The sequence below is a fragment of the Citrobacter amalonaticus genome (genome assembly GCF_001559075.2).
Lineage (GTDB): Bacteria > Pseudomonadota > Gammaproteobacteria > Enterobacterales > Enterobacteriaceae > Citrobacter_A > Citrobacter_A amalonaticus_F.
On the sequence record NZ_CP014015.2, the window covers coordinates 1442748 to 1463080 of the forward strand.

Consider the following 20333-nt stretch of genomic DNA (forward strand, 5'->3'; position numbering starts at 1 on the left):
ATGCCGAACAGCAATCGTCTCCATTCTGCGCCATGCGCTGGAAAAAAGCCGTACCAGCTGACCGTTGAAGAGGTTCTGAAAAATCAGCAGAGCCAACCTTCCGGGCTGACTCACAATGAAGCCAGCGCACGTCTCGCCAGGGATGGCCTGAACGCACTACCGGAAAAAGCGGGCAAACCCGCCTGGCTACGCTTTCTGGCCCATTTTCACGATGTTCTGATCTATGTCCTGATCGCCGCAGCGGCCCTCACCGCCGTCATGGGGCACTGGGTGGATACAGCCGTCATCCTCGGCGTCGCGGTGATCAACGCCCTGATTGGCCATATTCAGGAAAACAACGCGGAAAAATCGCTGAAAAGCATCCGCAATATGCTCTCCGCATCCGCCGTCGTAGTCCGTAACGGGCAACATGAGACGGTCGCGACTACCGATCTGGTCGTCGGCGATATCGTGGTACTGCGCGCGGGTGACCGTATTCCCGCCGATCTTCGCGTCATGGAGGCCCATAATCTGCGGGTTGAAGAGGCCATCCTGACCGGTGAATCCACCGTTGTGGACAAAACGACAGAGGCCCTGACTGGCGAACTGCCGCTGGGCGATCGCAAAAACCTGCTGTTCTCTGGCACCACCATTAGCGCCGGGGCTGGACTTGGCGTGGTGATCGCCACCGGAGAAGCGACGGAACTGGGTCATATCAACCAGATGATGACCGAAATCGAGAAGCACCGCACGCCGCTGCTGGTGCAGATGGATAAGCTCGGCAAAGCGATTTTCTCCCTCATTCTTGCCATGATGGTCGGGCTGTTTATCTTCAGCCTGCTGCTGCGCGATATGCCGATGGGCGAATTACTGCTTTCGTTAATCAGCCTGGCTGTTGCGGCGGTTCCGGAAGGTTTACCGGCGATTATCTCGATTATCCTGTCGCTGGGCGTACAGACCATGGCCCGCAAACGCGCGATCATCCGCAAACTGCCTACCGTTGAAACGCTGGGCGCCATGTCGGTGATCTGTTCCGATAAAACCGGCACGCTGACCATGAACGAGATGACGGTTAAAGCCATCATCACGGCGGATAAAAATTATCGCGTACAGGGCAACAGCTATGAGCCCACGGGCGAGATCCACGTCGAGGAAAACGACGCGCTGGCCGAGATTGCGCCTGGCAGCCTGCTCGAAAGCTATCTGCGCACGATTGATCTGTGCAACGACAGCCAGTTGATTCGCGATGAACAGGGCCACTGGGGAATTACCGGCGGACCAACCGAAGGGGCGCTGAAAGTGCTGGCCGCGAAAGCTATGCTGCCAGCCGTTGAGAGCGAACTGCGCAGTAAAATCCCCTTCGATTCACAGTACAAATATATGGCGACGCATTATCGCATCGGCAACGACGAGCGCGTGCTGGTGACCGGGGCGCCGGATGTGCTGTTTAAACTCTGCCGGTTACAGCAAACCGCGAACGGCACGGAAGCCTTTACCCAGCCGCACTGGGAGGCCGAAATCGCCCGTTATGCCAAAGAAGGCCTGAGGATGGTGGCCGCCGCCTGGAAACCCGCGCATGCCGATGCCAATGCGCTAACCCATGACTGCCTGAACGAGGGGCTCATTTTCCTCGGTATCGCCGGGATGATGGATCCGCCGCGCCCGGAAGCTATTGCGGCGATCGGCGCCTGTCAGCAGGCCGGGATCCGCGTCAAAATGATCACCGGCGATCACCCGCAAACCGCCATGAGCATTGGTGGCATGTTGGGTATCCATAACAGCACACATGCGGTGACGGGCTATGAACTCGAGCAGATGGATGAAGCAGAACTCGCCGAAGCTGCCGTCACCTACGATATCTTTGCTCGTACCAGCCCGGAGCATAAGCTGCGTCTGGTGAAGGCCCTGCAAGATAAAGGCGAGATCGTCGGCATGACCGGGGATGGCGTTAATGATGCACCAGCGCTGAAGCAGGCCGACGTAGGGATCGCGATGGGCATTAAAGGCACCGAAGTGACGAAAGAAGCCGCCGACATGGTGCTGACGGATGATAACTTCGCGACCATCGCCAGCGCGGTACAAGAAGGGCGTCGCGTCTACGACAACCTGAAGAAAACCATTCTGTTTATCATGCCCACTAACCTGGCACAGGGACTGCTGATCATCGTCGCGCTGCTGGCGGGCAATCTGATCCCGCTGACGCCAGTGCTGATCCTGTGGATGAACATGGCGACCTCCGCCACGCTGTCATTCGGTCTGGCGTTTGAAGCCGGTGAGCGCAACATCATGCGCCGCCCACCGCGTCAGAGTAATGAGAACGTGATGGATGGCTTTGCTATCTGGCGTGTAGGTTTTGTCGGTACGCTCATTGCCGCCTGTGCCTTTATGCTGGAAGCCTGGCTGCAGCCGCGCGGTCACAGCCCGGAATTCATCCGCACGGTCCTGTTGCAAACGCTGGTGACGGCGCAGTGGGTGTACATGCTTAACTGCCGCGTTTCCGACGGCTTCTCGCTGGGTCGCGGTCTGCTGATGAACAAAGGCATCTGGCTGGTCAGCGGTATTCTGTTGCTGCTGCAATTGGCGATTATCTACGTGCCGTTCCTGCAGATGTTGTTTGGTACTGAAGCCCTGCCGCTGCGCTACTGGGGAATTACCTTTGCCATCGGCATCGCGCTGTTCTTCATTGTTGAGATTGAGAAGCCCCTCACCCGCAAATTCCGCCGGAAATAACCGGCGGTATCCGGCAATAAAAAGGCCTCCCAAAACGGGAGGCCTTTTTCGTCTACGATGACGGATTAACGAACAACCATTACCGGCACCTTTGCGTAACGCAAAATATTAGCGGCTGCCGAGCCCAGCAGATGGGTGGCAATCCCCGGTTTGCGTGAGCCGATAATAATCATTTCAGCATGATGCGCCGCTGCCGCGTCATTCACCTCATCGCGAATATTGCCGTGTCGGACTTCAAAGCGGATCCTCTCCAGCGGCGTTTTGAATTTTCTCGCCAGCGCGAGCATTTTCTCCTGCGCATCGTTGGTCATGTACTCTTCGTATTTTTTGATATCCGAAGCAAAACCACGAATTGGCGACGTGTGTAGCTTAGGGAAAACATGCAGCAGATGTAGCACACCTTCTTCTTTATTGAGCATGTGATCGGCCCAGGCAATCGCTTTGTCAGAAAGGTCCATCGCCAGAATATCAACCGGCATTAAAATGGCTTTGTTCATACTAATTTCCTTATGTTCGCTGACAGGCTGATCGTGTTTCCCTGAAAAGCCCGGCAAGGTTCAGTCTTAATGGGTGAAAGTTGCGAACGCAGGATAACCGATAATCGTCGTCATGACTTGATCACACGCAGTTAATTTATCTTCCTGATAACTCTGCAGATTTATTTACTTAGCGTGAGAAAAACTGACAAAAAAGCCCCGTATTTACGGAGCTCTTTAACTGAATAAATCAGTGGGCAATTAACGAGGATCAGAACGGGATATCGTCGTCGAAATCCATCGGCGGTTCATTAGACGGCGCTGCCGGTGCTGACTGCTGCTGCGGGCGAGACTGCGCACCGCCGCTGAACTGGTTACCGCCCTGTGGCTGCTGAGGCTGACCCCAGCTGCCCTGCTGCTGCTGACCGCCTGCCGGTGCGCCGCCACCCTGACGGCCGCCCAGCATCTGCATGGTGCCGCCAACGTTCACCACCACTTCCGTGGTGTATTTCTCAACGCCGGACTGATCGGTCCATTTGCGGGTACGCAACTGACCTTCAATGTAGACCTGAGAACCTTTACGCAGATATTCGCTGGCCACTTCCGCCAGTTTGCCGAACAGCACAACGCGGTGCCATTCTGTCTGCTCTTTCATCTCGCCGGTCTGCTTGTCACGCCAGGATTCGGAAGTAGCCAGCGTGATGTTGGCGACTGCGCCACCATTCGGCATGTAGCGTACTTCCGGGTCCTGGCCCAGATTACCCACGAGAATAACCTTATTTACGCCTCTGCTGGCCATGATCGAGTCTCCTGAAAACGTTTCTTAATAAGTGTAAACGCGCGATTGTAGCATTACCAATAGAGATTTTACTACGTTGCGACGCGGATTCCGCGAAACAACCTCAGCCGGACATTGTTACATAAGACTCTGCGTTTTGCATTCCAATACTGTATATCCATTCAGGTTTTATTGTGTCATAATTAACCGTTTGTGATCGCCGGTGGCACCCTGCTGCGCCGGGCAAAAAAGCGTTTAATCCGGGAAAGGTGAATGGATAAGATCGAAGTTCGGGGCGCCCGCACCCATAATCTCAAAAACATCAACCTCGTCATCCCCCGCGACAAACTGATTGTCGTGACCGGGCTTTCGGGGTCAGGCAAATCCTCGCTCGCTTTCGACACCTTGTATGCCGAAGGGCAGCGTCGTTACGTTGAATCCCTTTCTGCCTATGCGCGTCAGTTTCTGTCGCTAATGGAAAAGCCGGATGTCGATCATATTGAGGGGCTGTCTCCCGCCATCTCAATTGAACAGAAATCGACGTCCCATAACCCGCGCTCCACGGTCGGCACCATTACCGAAATCCACGACTACCTGCGTCTGCTGTTTGCCCGCGTTGGCGAACCGCGCTGCCCGGATCACGATGTTCCGCTGGCGGCGCAGACCGTAAGCCAGATGGTGGATAACGTCCTGTCGCAGCCGGAAGGCAAACGCCTGATGCTGCTGGCGCCGGTGATTAAAGAGCGTAAGGGCGAGCACACCAAAACGCTGGAAAACCTGGCAAGCCAGGGTTATATCCGCGCCCGTATTGATGGCGAAGTCTGTGATCTCTCCGATCCGCCGAAGCTGGAACTGCAGAAGAAACACACCATTGAGGTGGTGATCGATCGTTTCAAAGTGCGTGACGATCTGAGCACTCGTCTGGCGGAATCATTTGAGACCGCGCTGGAGCTTTCCGGCGGGACGGCGGTGGTTGCCGATATGGACGACGAAAAAGCAGAAGAACTGCTCTTTTCCGCCAACTTCGCCTGCCCGATCTGCGGTTACAGCATGCGCGAACTGGAACCGCGTCTGTTCTCCTTTAACAACCCGGCGGGCGCCTGCCCGACCTGCGACGGGCTCGGCGTACAGCAATATTTCGACCCCGATCGCGTGATCCAGAACCCTGAGCTGTCGCTGGCGGGCGGAGCCATCCGCGGCTGGGACCGTCGAAACTTCTATTACTTTCAGATGCTGAAATCGCTGGCGGAGCACTATAAGTTCGATGTTGAAGCCCCGTGGGCCAGCCTGAACGCAAACGTGCACAAAGTGGTGCTGTACGGTTCTGGTAAAGAGAATATTGAATTCAAATACATGAACGATCGTGGCGACACCTCCGTGCGTCGCCATCCGTTTGAAGGCGTACTGCACAACATGGAACGTCGCTATAAAGAGACGGAATCCAGCGCGGTACGTGAAGAGTTAGCCAAGTTCATCAGCAACCGCCCGTGCGCCAGCTGTGAAGGAACCCGTCTTAAGCGTGAAGCGCGCCACGTCTTCGTTGAGAATACGCCGCTGCCGACCATCTCCGACATGAGCATCGGCCATGCGATGGACTTCTTCAACAATCTCAAACTCGCCGGTCAGCGGGCGAAGATTGCAGAGAAAATCCTTAAAGAGATTGGCGATCGCCTCAAGTTCCTGGTCAACGTTGGCCTCAACTATCTGACGCTGTCCCGCTCCGCAGAAACGCTCTCTGGGGGCGAAGCCCAGCGTATTCGTCTGGCAAGCCAGATTGGCGCCGGTCTGGTCGGCGTGATGTACGTGCTGGATGAGCCGTCCATCGGCCTTCACCAGCGCGATAATGAACGTCTGCTGGGGACGCTGATCCACCTGCGGAATCTCGGTAATACCGTGATTGTGGTGGAGCACGATGAAGATGCGATTCGTGCCGCCGACCACGTGATTGATATCGGTCCGGGTGCCGGCGTCCACGGCGGCGAAGTGGTTGCCGAAGGTCCGCTGGAAGCGATTATGGCGGTGCCGGAGTCCCTGACCGGCCAGTACATGAGCGGCAAACGCAAGATTGAAGTGCCGAAACAGCGCGTGCCTGCAAATCCGGAAAAAGTGCTGAAACTGACCGGCGCGCGCGGCAACAACCTGAAAGATGTGACGTTGACGCTGCCGGTAGGACTGTTTACCTGCGTCACCGGCGTGTCGGGTTCCGGTAAATCGACGTTGATCAACGATACGTTGTTCCCGATTGCTCAACGCCAGTTGAACGGCGCGACGATCGCCGAACCGGCGCCGTATCGCGACGTGCAAGGCCTGGAGCATTTCGACAAGGTTATCGACATCGACCAGAGCCCGATTGGGCGGACGCCGCGTTCTAACCCGGCGACCTACACCGGGGTGTTTACGCCGGTGCGTGAACTGTTTGCCGGAGTGCCGGAATCGCGCTCGCGCGGTTATACGCCGGGGCGTTTTAGCTTTAACGTTCGCGGCGGGCGTTGCGAAGCCTGTCAGGGCGATGGCGTAATTAAAGTCGAAATGCACTTCCTGCCGGATATTTACGTGCCGTGCGACCAGTGTAAAGGCAAGCGCTATAACCGCGAAACGCTGGAAATTAAGTACAAGGGCAAAACCATCCATGAAGTGCTGGATATGACTATCGAAGAAGCGCGTGAATTCTTTGATGCTGTCCCGGCGCTGGCGCGTAAGCTGCAAACCCTGATGGACGTCGGTCTGACCTACATTCGTCTCGGCCAGTCGGCGACGACGCTTTCCGGCGGTGAAGCCCAGCGTGTGAAGCTGGCGCGTGAGCTGTCGAAACGCGGCACCGGTCAGACACTCTATATTCTGGATGAACCGACCACCGGCCTGCACTTTGCCGATATCCAGCAGTTACTGGACGTACTCCATCAATTGCGCGATCAGGGCAACACTATCGTGGTGATTGAGCACAACCTGGACGTCATCAAAACAGCGGACTGGATCGTCGATCTGGGCCCAGAAGGCGGTAGCGGCGGTGGGGAAATCCTCGTCTCCGGTACGCCTGAGACCGTGGCGGAATGTGAAGCATCACATACTGCTCGCTTCCTCAAACCGATGCTGTAAAACGCAAAACGCCGTTCATGTGAAGATGTGAACGGCGTTGTTCATTGCAACTGTTTGCGTTTCTCTTCCGGTAGTGTATTGACCGCCTGTTGGTACGACGCATCCACCAGATAATAGATTTGTGAATCCGGCAACGAACCGTCGAGGTAGACGGTGCTCCAGTGTGCCTTATTGAGATGTCGGCTCGGACGCACATCGCTGTGCTGCTGGCGTAACAATTCCGCCAGTTCGGGGCTGGTTTTCAGAGATACCGCTGGGCGATCTTCCACCTCTTTCACCATGGCAAAGAGCACATCTTCAACTTTGATTTGTGTGGCTTTCCAGTCACTGTGCACACTCTGCTCCGCGCCGATTTTCGCCATGCAGTATTGCAGTAACTCCGAATTGGTCATCGTAATTCCCCTTGCAAGCGTGATGCTCCACTGAAATGTCATCTATTCAGTGTGCAGCAAGACAGCAAAAGGTAAAAGCTGGCAGATCAATTTTGTTTAAAAAAACAGCAGATGCTCACCTACCGGTTAATACTCCGAGTTTACGATCACCTCTTCACCATACCCACCAGCCTGCGGCAACGGTTTGTAGGTCGAGTTTGAAGCGCGCAGAATACGGATCCCACGAATACCCGCATCACGCGCGGCGGTAATGTCGTTATCCGAGTCGCCATAGAACATGCGGATATTTTTATCCTGCAACCACTGCGTTTTGGTGTTCTGACCAGGCTTATCTCCGGCAAAAATCACCGGATTCATATTTGCCGCCGGAATGTGGAAGTTATCGGCCAGCGTTTTCGATACGGTTTCGGTTTTGGTCGGCGAACGGCCGGTGATAAAAAAGAGGCTGTCGCCACGACGGACGTGCATGTCAATCAACTGACGCGCGACCTCTTTTGGAATACTGAACTCATCCCAGCCGTTGTTCATTTTCTCCCAGAATGCCGGGTTCTTCAGATACGCCTCGCTGTCCGGTGACCAGGTTTTCTTGCCACGCCAGAAACCAGGACTGGAAAACAGCACGGTGTCATCAATGTCAAAACCGACGGCCATAGGCGGACGACCGGTCAGTGTGTTTTCGATCTGCGCCACGGAAACCCAGTGAATGGGGGCTTGTTCCGCGAGTTTCGCAGCGTTAGTGCCTGGATTCAGCGGAGAAGGAGAAGAGGCCAGCGCGCTGGCGGAATGGTTTAAGGTGAATAACAAGCAGATGGCGCTCAGCGCCAGTGTGAGCCTTCGCATATTTTTCCCTGTTAAGTCATTTAGTTATCATTTTATTAGACCGATTGTTCAAAAAACTCTCTGACCATAACCCTGGCGGCAGGTGAAAGGAAGGATTTTCTGCGGTTTTGTCCCGGAAAAGGAGCAGGATCACATAAGCATGGGAGCACTCATGAACAGACCGGATAAGGCGGTATATCGCCTTATCCGGCTTACCGATTACATGACCGCAGCAAAGGCCTTCGCTACGCGCTGCACATTCGCCACGTTCAGACCGGCCACGCACATACGCCCGCTGGCGATCAGATAGACGCCAAACTCCTCGCGCAGACGATCGACCTGAGCCGAGCTCAGTCCGGTGTAGCTGAACATGCCGCGCTGTTGCAGCAGATAGTCGAAATTACGGCCCGGAATCGTAGCGGTTAGCACATTCACCAGCTCCTGGCGCATGGCCAGAATACGGGTTCGCATCGCCTCCACTTCCGCCAGCCAACTGGCTTTCAGCGCGTCATCGCCGAGCACCGTCGCGACCACCTGCGCCCCAAAGTTCGGCGGACTGGAGTAGTTACGGCGTACGGTCGCCTTCAGTTGCCCCAGTACGCGGCCTGCGGTGGAAGCATCTTCACAGACGACAGAAAGCCCACCGACGCGTTCGCCGTACAGAGAGAAAATTTTCGAGAACGAGTTGCTGACCAGGGCAGGCAGTCCGGCGCTGGCAATCGCGCGAATGGCATAGGCATCATCGTCCATACCGGCACCAAAGCCCTGATAAGCAATGTCGAGGAACGGAATAAGCTCACCCGCTTTCAGGATCTCGATAACCGCATCCCACTGCGCGTGCGTTAAGTCCGCACCGGTTGGGTTGTGGCAGCAAGGATGCAGCAGGACGATACTGCGCGCAGGCAGCGTTTTCAGGGTCGCCAGCAGATCGTTGAAGCGCACGCCGTTGGTGGCATTGTCGTACCAGGGATAGGTGCTGACGGTAAATCCAGCCCCTTCAAAAATCGCGATATGGTTTTCCCACGTCGGGTCGCTGACCCACACGCCGGAATCCGGGAAGTAACGCTTAAGGAAATCGGCCCCCACTTTCAGCGCGCCAGAGCCGCCCAATGTCTGAATCGTCGCCACACGCTGCTGCTGGAGAACCGGATGATCAGCCCCAAACAGCAATGGCGCGATGGTATGACGATAGGTATTCAACCCTTCCATCGGCAGATACAGCGAGGCGCCGTGCGGCTGTGCGTTAAGACGCGCTTCGGCTTCCGCCACAGCTTTCAACTGCGGGATGATCCCGTCTTCGTTGTAATACAGACCGATACTCAGATTCACTTTGTCACTACGCGGATCTTCTTTGAACCGCTCCATGAGCGACAGAATCGGGTCGCCAGCGTAGGCGTCAACTTTTTGAAACACGCGATGGTTCTCCAGGTTTACAGGCAGGGGTTAAGACACAATAAACCGGATGGAGAGGAAGATCGAGCGCCTGGTGGGAATATTGCCGGACAGCGCTTATCCGGCCTACATTATTGAAATTCGCGCTGACCGTAGGCCGGATAAGGCGTTTACGCCGCCATCCGGCACTCCACACGCCCGCTTAATCGACGTACTTCATTGCCACCCGTGAAGTCAGGCGGGTAATCAGTTCGTAAGCACTGACTTTAGTCATTGCCGCAATGCGTTCAACCGGGAGTCCCTCCCCCCATAAAATCACCGGGTCACCGGCCAGGTCTGTCGCCTGCGGCCCGAGATCAACGCAAATCATGTCCATCGCTACGCGGCCCACAATCGGCACTTCGCGACCGTTCACCAACACCGGCGTACCGGATGGCGCAGCGCGCGGATAACCATCGCCATAGCCCATCGCCACGACGCCAAGACGCGTATCACGTTCGCTGATCCACGTTCCGCCATAGCCTACCGGCTCGCCCGTTTTATGCTCGCGCACGGCAATCAGGCTGGAGGTCAGCGACATGACCGGCTGGCAGCCGAAATCGGCCCCAGTGGACTGGTTTTCCAGCGGTGATACGCCGTAGAGAATAATGCCCGGGCGAACCCAGTCAAAATGCGACTGCGGCCAGAGTAAAATCCCGCCGGAGGCGGCAATCGAGCGTTGACCCGCTTTGCCTTCACAAAAGGTATTGAACACATCAAGCTGCCGTTCGGTCGCACCACATTCCGGTTCGTCCGCACGGGCGAAATGGCTGACGATATTGACCGGCTGGCGCACATTTTTACATTGCGTCAACCGCTGCCAGAAGGCGTCCGCTTCTTCAGGAAGCACACCCAGACGATGCATGCCGGTGTCGAGTTTCATCCACACGGTCACCGGTTCATCCAGTTCGGCGGCTTCCAGCGCGGCCAGTTGTTCCTGGTTATGGACAGCCGTATGCAGGTGTTGTGCGGAAATGGTGGGCAGATCGGATGCCTCAAAAAAGCCTTCCAGCAGCAGGATGGGCTGCGTGATCCCCCCTGCTCGCAGACGCAAAGCTTCTTCGAGACGCGCCACACCAAAAGCGTCAGCATCGGGGAGCGTTCGCGCGGTCTCTAACAGACCGTGTCCGTAAGCGTTCGCTTTCACGACCGCAACCAGCTTACTGGCAGGTGCCAGTTCACGCAGACGTTGCAGGTTGTGTCGCAGAGCGCGGCGGTTAATAACTACAGTTGCCGCTTGCATTGTCATTCCTTGCCTTAATAAAGAAATAATCTTCTCACTCATTTGCATCACAGCAAGGCGACCAACGCCGCTGTGGCACAAAGGATGACGAGAATTTACTCGTCGTCGTACTGCGGTCCCGCATAATTATCGAAGCGCGACCATTGTCCGTTAAAGGTCAGTCGCACCGTCCCGATGGGGCCGTTACGCTGCTTACCAATGATGATTTCCGCAATCCCTTTCAGGTCACTGTTCTCGTGATAAACCTCGTCACGGTAGATAAACATGATCAAGTCGGCATCCTGTTCGATGGAGCCGGATTCACGCAGGTCGGAGTTGACCGGGCGCTTATCTGCACGTTGTTCCAGCGAGCGGTTAAGCTGCGACAGCGCCACGACCGGCACATGCAGTTCTTTTGCCAGCGCTTTCAGCGAGCGGGAAATTTCAGCAATCTCCAGCGTACGGTTGTCGGACAGCGACGGCACGCGCATCAGTTGCAGGTAGTCGATCATGATCAGTCCGATACCGCCATGTTCGCGAGCGATACGGCGCGCACGGGAACGCACTTCCGTTGGCGTCAGACCGGAGGAGTCATCAATATAGATGTTACGTTTTTCCAGCAGAATGCCCATCGTGCCGGAAATCCGCGCCCAGTCCTCATCGTCCAGTTGCCCGGTACGAATACGGGTCTGATCCACGCGGGACAGCGAGGCCAGAGAACGCATCATAATCTGTTCAGAGGGCATCTCAAGACTGAAGATAAGAACCGGTTTATCCTGCAACATTGCCGCATTTTCGACGAGGTTCATCGCAAATGTGGTTTTACCCATCGACGGACGCGCTGCGACGATGATCAGATCCGACGGCTGTAGGCCCGCGGTTTTTTTGTTGAGATCGTCATAGCCGGTGTTAACACCCGTCACCCCGTCGTGCGGTTGCTGGAACAGTTGTTCGATACGCGCAACGGTGGCGTCGAGCACATCGGCAATGTTTTTCGGGCCTTCATCTTTATTGGCGCGGCTTTCCGCGATTTTAAAGACGCGGGACTCGGCGAGATCGAGCAGATCTTCACTGGTACGCCCCTGCGGATCAAAACCCGCATCGGCAATTTCATGGGCGACGGCAATCATGTCGCGCACCACCGCGCGTTCGCGCACGATGTCCGCATATGCGCTGATGTTCGCCGCACTTGGCGTATTTTTGGAGAGTTCAGCCAGATACGCAAAACCACCGACGCTGTCCAGTTGCCCTTGTCGCTCCAGCGATTCCGCGAGCGTAATCAGGTCTATCGGACTGCCGGTTTCCTGCAACCGCCCCATTTCCGTGAAGATGTGACGATGTGGACGGGTATAAAAATCTTCCGCTACCACGCGCTCGGCGACATCGTCCCAGCGCTCGTTATCCAGCATTAAACCGCCCAACACCGACTGTTCCGCTTCAATCGAGTGCGGCGGTACTTTCAGTCCGGCAACCTGTGGGTCGCGGTCACGGACATCAGTCTGTTGTTTGTTGAAGGGTTTATTTCCTGCCATAGTGAATGGAGTTACCGAGATAAAAGTGAGTTGAAGCTAATCTTCCGATGATACTGGAGAAATCATGGCAACACGAATTGAATTTCACAAGCATGGTGGCCCTGACGTGCTTCAGGCCGTGGACTTTACCCCCGCCGATCCGGCGGCGAACGAAATCCAGGTCGAAAACAAAGCGATCGGCATTAACTTTATTGATACCTATATCCGCAGTGGGCTCTATCCGCCTCCCGCACTGCCCAGCGGTTTAGGGACCGAAGCTGCTGGCGTCGTCAGCAAAGTCGGCAGCGGCGTCAGCCATATTAAAGCAGGCGATCGGGTGGTGTATGCGCAGTCCGCACTCGGCGCCTACAGTTCGGTCCATAACGTACCCGCCGATAAAGCCGCTATCCTGCCTGACGCCATCTCTTATGAGCAGGCTGCCGCCTCTTTCCTGAAGGGACTGACCGTTTTTTATCTGCTGCGCAAAACTTACGAAATCAAGCCTGACGAACCGTTCCTGTTCCATGCAGCCGCTGGCGGCGTAGGGCTGATTGCCTGTCAGTGGGCGAAAGCGCTGGGCGCGAAACTGATTGGCACCGTCGGCAGCGCGCAAAAGGCGCAACGAGCGCTGGATGCCGGTGCATGGCAGGTGATTAACTATCGCGAAGAGAACATTGTCGAGCGGGTTAAAGAGGTAACCGGCGGCAAAAAAGTCCGCGTGGTGTATGACTCGGTCGGTAAGGATACCTGGGAAGCCTCACTGGACTGTCTGCAACGTCGGGGGCTGATGGTCAGTTTTGGCAACGCATCAGGCCCGGTAACCGGCGTGAACCTGGGGATTCTGAATCAGAAAGGTTCGCTGTACGCCACGCGTCCATCTCTTCAGGGCTACATCACCAACGCCGAAGAGTTGACCGAAGCCAGCAACGAACTGTTTTCGCTGATTGCCAGCGGCGTGATCAAAGTGGATGTGGCTGACAGTCAGAAATATCCGCTGACAGAGGCACGGCGCGCGCATGAAGTGCTGGAGAGTCGGGCGACGCAGGGTTCCAGTTTGCTGATTCCTTAATTGCCAGGCTCCTGAAAGAAATTGGGCTTCCCATTGGGAAGCCCTTTCTTTTTTAGTTCGGCTGTATGTAGGGTACAGCTCGATGAATCTGTTAGTCGCGCAATACTGACAGATTTGGTAGTCAATTCCTATTTGGTTCTGACGCCAAAGTCACAGGTTGTGACGCATCCCTCACATCTTTAGTAACGCCAACGGTTATTGCGCTGATATTGTGGGATTTTTGGCGACTTAATCGCCTTAATCACCCACACAACTGCAACAGCCAGCAGCAGCCACGGCAACAGTTTGATCATCAGCGCAAACATGCCGCCAAGGAACATCACGAATGCGGCGACAACCAGCGCGACCAGAATGCCCAACAGCGAGACGCCGGTGACCATCAGCATGATAAAGAAGCCAAGCACAAAAAGTAGTTCCAGCATGATGCTCTCCCATAATAAATTCCTGCTAAGACCATTACAAAAATCATGCCAAACGTAATTTATTGATTTATCTACAAAACGCCCCGCAAACTTTTGCAGGGCGTGGTGAAATTGACTAACTTTTAGTGAAAATCTAACGCTTATCAGCCACCAGCTTCAGCGCATGCTCCAGCACATTGACATCGGCACCGGCTTTATGGGCGTTTTCACTCAGGTAGCGACGCCACTGGCGCGCCCCCGGGATCCCCTGAAACAGCCCCAGCATATGGCGTGTAATATGGCCAAGATACGAGCCCTGGCTCAGTTCGCGTTCGATATAGGGATACATGGCCCGCACCACCGCAACCGGATCGGCATCCGCGGTTGAGGAGCCAAATATTTCGCGATCGACAGAAGCCAGGATACCCGGATTCTGATAAGCCTCGCGCCCCACCATCACGCCATCCATATGTTCGAGATGCACCTTCGCCTCTTCCAGCGACGTAATCCCGCCATTGATGGACATCGTCAGTTGTGGGAAGTCGCGTTTTAACTGATAAACGCGCGGATAATCCAGCGGCGGGATCTCACGGTTTTCCTTCGGACTTAACCCGGAGAGCCAGGCCTTACGGGCGTGGATGATGAACATCTCGCACTCACCGCGACCAGACACCGTATTGATGAAATCGCAAAGAAATTCGTAACTGTCCTGATCATCAATACCAATGCGGGTTTTCACCGTCACCGGAATCGACACCACGTCACGCATCGCCTTCACGCAATCTGCCACCCGTTGCGCATTCCCCATCAGACAGGCGCCAAACATGCCATTTTGTACGCGATCGGACGGACAACCGACGTTGAGGTTGATCTCGTCATAGCCGCGCGCTTCAGCCAGCTTCGCACAGTGCGCCAGCGCTGCCGGATCGCTACCGCCCAGTTGCAGGGCCACTGGATGCTCTTCTTCGCTATACGCCAGATAATCTCCCTTGCCATGAATAATCGCCCCCGTTGTCACCATCTCGGTATAGAGCAGCGTCTGGCGAGACAGCAAGCGCAGGAAGTAGCGGCAGTGTCTGTCCGTCCAGTCGAGCATAGGCGCGATGGAAAAACGGTGGGCCGGAAAGGCAGATTGTGATTCTGGTAACATGGTGGTTTTTTGAGCATCTGGTGAATTGGGGGCGCTACTATAGCACAGGCAGGAAAGGGATACGATTCGCCTTGCTGTGATATCAAAAAATGATATCATTAAATTGTCCTGGCGGGCATCACACTCACAAGGAAACGGCATTGATATGACATCACTAAGCGCCAGACACCAAAAAACATTACAGCAGATTTTCTCCCTGCCTACATCTGCGACGCTGGAATGGCGAAAGATTGAGGCGCTGTTTGTTGCCTTAGGTGCAAAGGTCTCAGAAGGAAATGGATCCCGTGTCAGATTTGAAATCAACCAGGTTGTGGCCTCTTTTCATCGCCCACATCCTGAAAAGGAAGCCAAAGTTTATCAGGTCAAGGATGCTATGGCCTTTCTTATCGCAGTAGGAGTGACCCCATGAACACCATGACTTATAAGGGCTATGCCGCCAAAATTGATTACAGTGACGAAGATTTGTGCTTCGTCGGGCATGTCGCCGGTATACGTGATGTGATTGGTTTCCATGCCGACAACGTTGCCGATCTTCGCAATGCATTCGAAGAAGCGGTCGACGACTACCTTTCTTACTGTGCTGAACAAGGCAGGGAACCTCTGCGCCCGGCAAGTGGAAAGATCAGTCTGCGCATTTCTCCGGAGGTGCATTCGGCGATTAACATCGCAGCCGAAGTCTCCGGGAAAAGTGTAAATCAATGGATTAACGATACACTTACCAAAGCGGCTCATGGCTGAAAAACGGGGCATAATGCCCCGCCATCCTCATCAGAACGTCACGCTGACCTGCGCGCCTGCGCCCCAGGTTTCGTCCTCGCCATACAGCCCCATCAAATCAAGATGTACGCGATTGAACGGGGCAAACCCGACGCCGCCAGTGAATACATTACTGTCATTGTCCTTCACGTCAGCACGATAACCGGCGCGGACGGCCAGCCAGTCGAGCGGTCGGACTTCCGCGCCAACGCCGACATACTGTGAGTTTTCCTCGCTTTTGAAGCCTTTGGTTTCGGTCAGATCACCGTCTGCGCTCAGCGTCAGCAGATCGTTTTGCCACGCCACGCCAGCGGTGACCAGCGGGCGAATCTGGTAAGTATCACGAACGCCCGCCACCTCTTTTGTGTCAATATCACGAGAGAACAGGTTTTGCCCGCTCAGGCCAACCGTCCAGTGTTCACCGAAGTCCGCAGCCAGACCGGCATCCATGTTAAAGCCGGTGTCATCGTTACGATAACGGCTGCTGTTAATGTCGTCGCTGTTGAAATCGTAAATCGAGACCGTGTAGTTATAGAGCCAGGTCTTTTGCAGCTTTGGCGTCACGCCAACCGAGACCGGTACGCCGCCCAGCTCAAACTGTCGCGCCACCGCCACACCGTAATCAGAGACGATAGCGGCACGGCCAAATCCTTTTGACTTCAGGTTATCGGGATCCACCGCCAGGATGCTGGATGGCACCGCTTCAACGCCGCGTAGCGTGTCAATGTCACCTTGATCGATAGAGGAACTCACGCGGGCGCGGGCGTTGGCTTTCGCCACAAAGGCCACGGCTAACACATCATTCGGAATGCTGACTGCAAGCCCCCCTCCGGCTTTCGCACTGGCCGTTTTCCCTTTCAGGGATTCAAGCTGGTCGGCCAGATCGCCTGCGGCAGTTGACACCTGCCGGTAACCTGCGCTGCCGGGAACAAAGAGATCGAGAGGGTTGATATTGTCCAGAGAACGGCGGTATTGGTTAACGTCGTCGGTGACATCATCAATCTTATCGCGCAGATTATCCTTGTCGGAAATCTGTCCACCGATAGCCGGGAAGATCACCGTAATGTCATCATCCGGCTGTGACTTCGCCAACAATGCCGGGTTAATGAGGACACCGCTGCCATAATTTGCCGACGCCACGCCTGTTCCGCCCATCGCGTCATTCCGCGCTTCTGTCCAGGAATTTGCCGCACTCGCTGTTTGAGACGCCAACAGCGAGCCCGTTATCGCCACCACCAAAAGATTCAAATTTTTATTCACAGTAAGCCCATTTTATTCGCAGGTGAAAATTGTCTCTGCCAGTATCAACCGGACAGAGTTGGAGCATTGCTGTGATTAACAAGGAAAAAGTCGCCTGTTTTGCCCCTGTCATTTTAATGTTGGGGCATTTATTTTTGTGATTTGCCTCAATATATATAGAAGAGTTTGTAAATCAGGGAAAGATTAGCAGGCGATTTAACGTTCCGGCCTGGAACTCGGCGTTTCTCCCAGAACATGATAAAGTGAGGGTTTTCTTACTCAACGCGATCCGAGGTGCCCAATGGAAAAGACCACAACGCAAGAGTTGCTGGCGCAAGCTGAAAAACTGTGCGCGCAACGCAATGTGCGCCTGACCCCACAGCGCCTCGAAGTGTTGCGTCTGATGAGCCTACAGGAAGGCGCAATTAGCGCGTACGATCTGCTCGACCTGCTGCGTGAATCCGAACCGCAGGCCAAGCCGCCAACGGTCTATCGCGCACTCGATTTTCTGCTTGAACAAGGGTTTGTGCATAAGGTTGAATCCACCAACAGCTACGTGTTGTGCTACCTGTTCGATCAGCCAACGCATACTTCCGCGATGTTTATCTGCGACCGCTGTGGCGCGGTGAAAGAAGAGTGCGCGGAGGGCGTGGAAGACATTATGCATACGCTGGCGGCGAAGATGGGATTTGCCCTGCGCCACAATGTGATTGAAGCACACGGATTATGTTCAGCCTGCGTGGAAGTAGAAGCCTGCCGTCACCCTGGCGAGTGCCAGCACGATCATTCGATTCAGGTTAAAAAGAAACCCCGTTAAGGAAGTGGGCGGCACGCTATGCCGCCCGAAGCAAACAGAGGGGTGTACATCCTTGTACTCACGGGTATGAGGGTGGCTTACCAGCGATAGTCGTTGCGTTTTTCCCAGCTATCGACCTCTTTCTCCGCCTGGTCTTTCGCGTAACCATAACGTTCCTGAATCTTACCGACCAGTTGATCACGCTTACCTTCAATGACTGTCATATCGTCATCGGTCAGTTTGCCCCACTGCTCTTTCACTTTACCTTTAAATTGTTTCCAGTTACCGCCGGCTTCGTCTTTATTCATCATAAGGTCCTCTTTATCAGGCTGTGAATAGTGAGAGTAAACCGCCCAACTGCGTTCGTTTTCTGCTGGACGTGAGATTAAGTGTAGTCATAGATTCTGGGTTAAATTCACTATTCAGAATCTTTAACCATCACGAAGCCGCAAACCAGGTTCCGTTCCGCCAGTGCCGCCGCCAGATCCAGGCTAATGACAGTCCGCGCAGCGCCAGGAAAACCGCCAGCGCCAACCACAAACCGTGGTTACCCAACACGGGGAGCGCCAACAGCGCCAGCGCAAACCCGGCAGCCGCGACCGCCATACTGTTACGCATTTCAGCCGCCCGCGTTGCGCCGATAAACATACCATCCAACAGATAGCACCAGACGCCGACCAACGGCAAAATCACTTGCCAGAGCAGATAGCGATCGGCCAGTTGCTGGATTTGCGGGAGTGATGTCAGCAGCGCGACAATCTGTTCGCCCGCGAGCAGATAAACCAGTGAGAACAGCAGTGCGACAATACCTGACTGACGGCACGCCGCGCGCCAGACCTCCAGCAACTGACTGCCGTCGCGGGCGCCATAGGCCTGACCGGAATGCGCCTCCACGGCGTAGGCAAAACCATCCAGCGCATAGGCCGTAAACGTCAGCAACGTCATCAACACGGCGTTCACGGCGATGATATCGCTACCCAGTCTGGCCCCCAGCACGGTGATGGCGCCAAAACAGAGTTGCAGCAGCAGCGAACGCAGCATGATGTCGCGATTGAGCGCCAGAAGGCGACGAAAGTTTCCACGCCAGGCCAGCCTGAGCATGGCGAGAGAGACACCACGCAGGTGCAAGACCTTACGCACCATCAACAAACCGATCAGCAACGTCGCATATTCCGCAATCACCGTCGCCAGCGCGGCCCCCTGCACGTTCATATGCAGCCCCATGACCAGCCAGAGGTCGAGCACAATGTTCAGGATATTGCCGACAATCAGCAGGATCACCGGCGCACGCGCGTATTGCACGCCCAGTAACCAGCCGAGCAGAACCAGATTCGCCAGCGACGCCGGCGCGCTCAGCCAGCGAATGGCCAGGAATCGCCTTGCCTGTTCCAGCACCGCTTCGCTGCCGCCGACAATGTGTAGCGCCAGGTCGATAATCGGCGTGCGAAAAATCGCAATCAATGCCCCTGCGCCTAACGCCAGGATCAGCGGTTGCACCAGAGCCCGCGCCAGCGCCTGAGGATTCTTCGCGCCGAACGCCTGCGCCGTCAGCCCGGTGGTACTCATACGTAAGAAGAGCAGTAGCATGAACAGAAAGCTGGTTGCAGTTGCGCCCACCGCCACGCCGCCGAGATACACGGGACTGTCCAGGTGACCAATGACCGCCGTATCCACCAGTCCCAGCAGCGGAACGGTGATATTGGAGAAAATCATCGGTAAGGCGAGACGCCAGAGCGCTTTGTCAGCAGAAGCAAAAAACGGCATGGGGACGAGCCTGAGAAGAGGTCATAACGAGAGTGGTGAGAGCGCCGGATAGCGGCGTAAACACCTTATCCGGCCTACAGGAATACTACAGCCATTCACCGTTACGGATGACGCCAACGGCCAATCCTTCGATGGTGAAATTCTGTTCGCGAAGGTCAACCAGGATAGGTTTAAATTCGCTGTTTTCGGGCAGTAACTCAACTTTATTGCCCTGTTTTTTCAGGCGCTTGACCGTCACTTCATCGTCGATACGCGCTACAACCACCTGGCCGTTACGCACGTCCTGGGTTTTATGTACCGCCAGCAGATCGCCATCCATAATGCCGATGTCTTTCATCGACATTCCGCTGACGCGCAACAGGAAATCGGCGTTCGGCTTAAACAAAGACGGATCCACCTGATAATGGCCTTCGATGTGCTGCTGCGCCAGCAGCGGTTCGCCCGCCGCAACGCGACCGATGAGCGGTAACCCTTCCTCTTCTTCTTGCAGCAGTCGAATGCCGCGAGAAGCGCCGGAGACGATTTCAATCGCCCCTTTACGTGCCAGCGCTTTCAGGTGTTCTTCAGCCGCGTTTGGGGAACGGAACCCCAAACGCTGTGCGATCTCCGCACGCGTCGGTGGCATACCTGTCTGGCTGATGTGATCCCGAATGAGATCAAACACCTCTTGTTGCCTGGCCGTTAACGCTTTCATTCCGCCCCCTGGGTGTATATACAGTTATGC

At 55.2% G+C, this 20333-nt stretch carries 19 protein-coding genes; 6 read left to right on the forward strand and 13 right to left on the reverse strand.

The genetic code is table 11. The features are described from left to right. Entirely contained in the window at positions 1-2709 is a 2709-nt protein-coding gene (locus tag AL479_RS06945; RefSeq protein ID WP_061075569.1) for a cation-transporting P-type ATPase, read from the forward strand. Positions 2710-2774: 65 nt separating this feature from the next. Here the strand turns inward: AL479_RS06945 and AL479_RS06950 are convergent, their stop codons facing one another. Next, positions 2775-3206, reverse strand: coding sequence for a universal stress protein (locus tag AL479_RS06950; RefSeq protein WP_061075570.1), 432 nt, complete (start codon positions 3204-3206; stop codon positions 2775-2777). Positions 3207-3456: 250 nt separating this feature from the next. Then, positions 3457-3984 carry a single-stranded DNA-binding protein SSB1 gene (ssb1, locus tag AL479_RS06955; RefSeq protein ID WP_046493925.1) on the reverse strand — a complete coding sequence of 176 codons (528 nt, stop codon included), beginning with the start codon at positions 3982-3984 and terminating at the stop codon, positions 3457-3459. 252 nt (positions 3985-4236) lie between these two features. Between ssb1 and uvrA the strand changes: the two genes are divergently transcribed. Next, entirely contained in the window at positions 4237-7059 is a 2823-nt protein-coding gene (gene uvrA / locus AL479_RS06960; RefSeq protein WP_061075571.1) for an excinuclease ABC subunit UvrA, read from the forward strand. Positions 7060-7100: 41 nt separating this feature from the next. Here the strand turns inward: uvrA and AL479_RS06965 are convergent, their stop codons facing one another. The 5 genes from AL479_RS06965 to dnaB all read right to left on the reverse strand — a co-directional run bounded on the left by AL479_RS06965 (position 7101) and on the right by dnaB (position 12455). Continuing rightward, positions 7101-7451, reverse strand: coding sequence for an MmcQ/YjbR family DNA-binding protein (locus AL479_RS06965; protein ID WP_061075572.1), 351 nt, complete (start codon positions 7449-7451; stop codon positions 7101-7103). A 126-nt stretch (positions 7452-7577) separates the two neighbouring features. Next, entirely contained in the window at positions 7578-8291 is a 714-nt protein-coding gene (gene aphA / locus AL479_RS06970) for an acid phosphatase AphA (protein WP_061075573.1), read from the reverse strand. Positions 8292-8489: 198 nt separating this feature from the next. After that, positions 8490-9683, reverse strand: coding sequence for an aromatic amino acid transaminase (gene tyrB / locus AL479_RS06975; protein WP_061075574.1), 1194 nt, complete (start codon positions 9681-9683; stop codon positions 8490-8492). Between the two features lie 181 nt (positions 9684-9864). Continuing rightward, positions 9865-10944: an alanine racemase gene (gene alr / locus AL479_RS06980; protein WP_061075575.1), complete on the reverse strand. Its 1080-nt coding sequence runs from the start codon at positions 10942-10944 to the stop codon at positions 9865-9867. Positions 10945-11039: 95 nt separating this feature from the next. Next, positions 11040-12455: a replicative DNA helicase gene (dnaB, locus tag AL479_RS06985; protein WP_042321088.1), complete on the reverse strand. Its 1416-nt coding sequence runs from the start codon at positions 12453-12455 to the stop codon at positions 11040-11042. Between the two features lie 64 nt (positions 12456-12519). Here dnaB and AL479_RS06990 point away from each other — a divergent pair, with 64 nt between their 5' ends. Continuing rightward, a complete protein-coding gene (locus AL479_RS06990) occupies positions 12520-13503 on the forward strand; it encodes a quinone oxidoreductase (RefSeq protein ID WP_061075576.1) in 984 nt (327 codons plus the stop codon). A 179-nt stretch (positions 13504-13682) separates the two neighbouring features. Here AL479_RS06990 and pspG read toward each other — a convergent pair whose 3' ends face one another. Further along, positions 13683-13925 (reverse strand): envelope stress response protein PspG, encoded by a 243-nt coding sequence (gene pspG / locus AL479_RS06995; protein WP_061075577.1) that lies wholly within the window; start codon positions 13923-13925, stop codon positions 13683-13685. Between the two features lie 133 nt (positions 13926-14058). Next, on the reverse strand, positions 14059-15054 hold the full coding sequence (dusA, locus tag AL479_RS07000; protein ID WP_061075578.1) for a tRNA dihydrouridine(20/20a) synthase DusA: 996 nt from the start codon (positions 15052-15054) through the stop codon (positions 14059-14061). 145 nt (positions 15055-15199) lie between these two features. On the opposite strand from dusA, the gene AL479_RS07005 reads away from it, so the two are divergent. Further along, a complete protein-coding gene (locus AL479_RS07005) occupies positions 15200-15463 on the forward strand; it encodes a type II toxin-antitoxin system HicA family toxin (RefSeq protein WP_061075579.1) in 264 nt (87 codons plus the stop codon). Further along, on the forward strand, positions 15460-15792 hold the full coding sequence (locus AL479_RS07010; protein ID WP_061075580.1) for a type II toxin-antitoxin system HicB family antitoxin: 333 nt from the start codon (positions 15460-15462) through the stop codon (positions 15790-15792). The genes AL479_RS07005 and AL479_RS07010 overlap by 4 nt, the downstream gene beginning before the upstream one ends. 30 nt (positions 15793-15822) lie before the next feature. Here AL479_RS07010 and traF read toward each other — a convergent pair whose 3' ends face one another. Continuing rightward, complete coding sequence (traF, locus tag AL479_RS07015) at positions 15823-17058, reverse strand: conjugal transfer protein TraF (protein ID WP_225622846.1); 1236 nt, start codon at positions 17056-17058, stop codon at positions 15823-15825. A gap of 292 nt (positions 17059-17350) precedes the next feature. On the opposite strand from traF, the gene zur reads away from it, so the two are divergent. Beyond that, positions 17351-17866, forward strand: coding sequence for a zinc uptake transcriptional repressor Zur (gene zur / locus AL479_RS07020; RefSeq protein WP_042321076.1), 516 nt, complete (start codon positions 17351-17353; stop codon positions 17864-17866). Positions 17867-17943: 77 nt separating this feature from the next. On the opposite strand, the gene AL479_RS07025 is transcribed toward zur, so the two are convergent. The 3 genes from AL479_RS07025 to lexA form a co-directional block, all read right to left on the reverse strand. Further along, positions 17944-18153: a CsbD family protein gene (locus AL479_RS07025; protein WP_061077940.1), complete on the reverse strand. Its 210-nt coding sequence runs from the start codon at positions 18151-18153 to the stop codon at positions 17944-17946. A gap of 130 nt (positions 18154-18283) precedes the next feature. Then, positions 18284-19609, reverse strand: a complete 1326-nt coding sequence (gene dinF, locus AL479_RS07030; RefSeq protein ID WP_061075582.1) for an MATE family efflux transporter DinF — start codon at positions 19607-19609, stop codon at positions 18284-18286. A gap of 85 nt (positions 19610-19694) precedes the next feature. After that, entirely contained in the window at positions 19695-20303 is a 609-nt protein-coding gene (gene lexA / locus AL479_RS07035) for a transcriptional repressor LexA (protein WP_042321072.1), read from the reverse strand. Positions 20304-20333 lie beyond the last annotated feature (30 nt).

Bases quoted from the DNA above. Each gene is read 5' to 3' on its own strand.
- AL479_RS06945 (WP_061075569.1), top strand. From the start codon at position 1: ATGCCGAACAGCAATCGTCTCCATTCTGCGCCATGCGCTGGAAAAAAG.
- AL479_RS06950 (WP_061075570.1), bottom strand. From the start codon at position 3,206: ATGAACAAAGCCATTTTAATGCCGGTTGATATTCTGGCGATGGACCTT.
- ssb1 (WP_046493925.1), bottom strand. From the start codon at position 3,984: ATGGCCAGCAGAGGCGTAAATAAGGTTATTCTCGTGGGTAATCTGGGC.
- uvrA (WP_061075571.1), top strand. From the start codon at position 4,237: ATGGATAAGATCGAAGTTCGGGGCGCCCGCACCCATAATCTCAAAAAC.
- AL479_RS06965 (WP_061075572.1), bottom strand. From the start codon at position 7,451: ATGACCAATTCGGAGTTACTGCAATACTGCATGGCGAAAATCGGCGCG.
- aphA (WP_061075573.1), bottom strand. From the start codon at position 8,291: ATGCGAAGGCTCACACTGGCGCTGAGCGCCATCTGCTTGTTATTCACC.
- alr (WP_061075575.1), bottom strand. From the start codon at position 10,944: ATGCAAGCGGCAACTGTAGTTATTAACCGCCGCGCTCTGCGACACAAC.
- dnaB (WP_042321088.1), bottom strand. From the start codon at position 12,455: ATGGCAGGAAATAAACCCTTCAACAAACAACAGACTGATGTCCGTGAC.
- AL479_RS06990 (WP_061075576.1), top strand. From the start codon at position 12,520: ATGGCAACACGAATTGAATTTCACAAGCATGGTGGCCCTGACGTGCTT.
- pspG (WP_061075577.1), bottom strand. From the start codon at position 13,925: ATGCTGGAACTACTTTTTGTGCTTGGCTTCTTTATCATGCTGATGGTC.
- dusA (WP_061075578.1), bottom strand. From the start codon at position 15,054: ATGTTACCAGAATCACAATCTGCCTTTCCGGCCCACCGTTTTTCCATC.
- AL479_RS07005 (WP_061075579.1), top strand. From the start codon at position 15,200: ATGACATCACTAAGCGCCAGACACCAAAAAACATTACAGCAGATTTTC.
- AL479_RS07010 (WP_061075580.1), top strand. From the start codon at position 15,460: ATGAACACCATGACTTATAAGGGCTATGCCGCCAAAATTGATTACAGT.
- zur (WP_042321076.1), top strand. From the start codon at position 17,351: ATGGAAAAGACCACAACGCAAGAGTTGCTGGCGCAAGCTGAAAAACTG.
- AL479_RS07025 (WP_061077940.1), bottom strand. From the start codon at position 18,153: ATGAATAAAGACGAAGCCGGCGGTAACTGGAAACAATTTAAAGGTAAA.
- dinF (WP_061075582.1), bottom strand. From the start codon at position 19,609: ATGCCGTTTTTTGCTTCTGCTGACAAAGCGCTCTGGCGTCTCGCCTTA.
- lexA (WP_042321072.1), bottom strand. From the start codon at position 20,303: ATGAAAGCGTTAACGGCCAGGCAACAAGAGGTGTTTGATCTCATTCGG.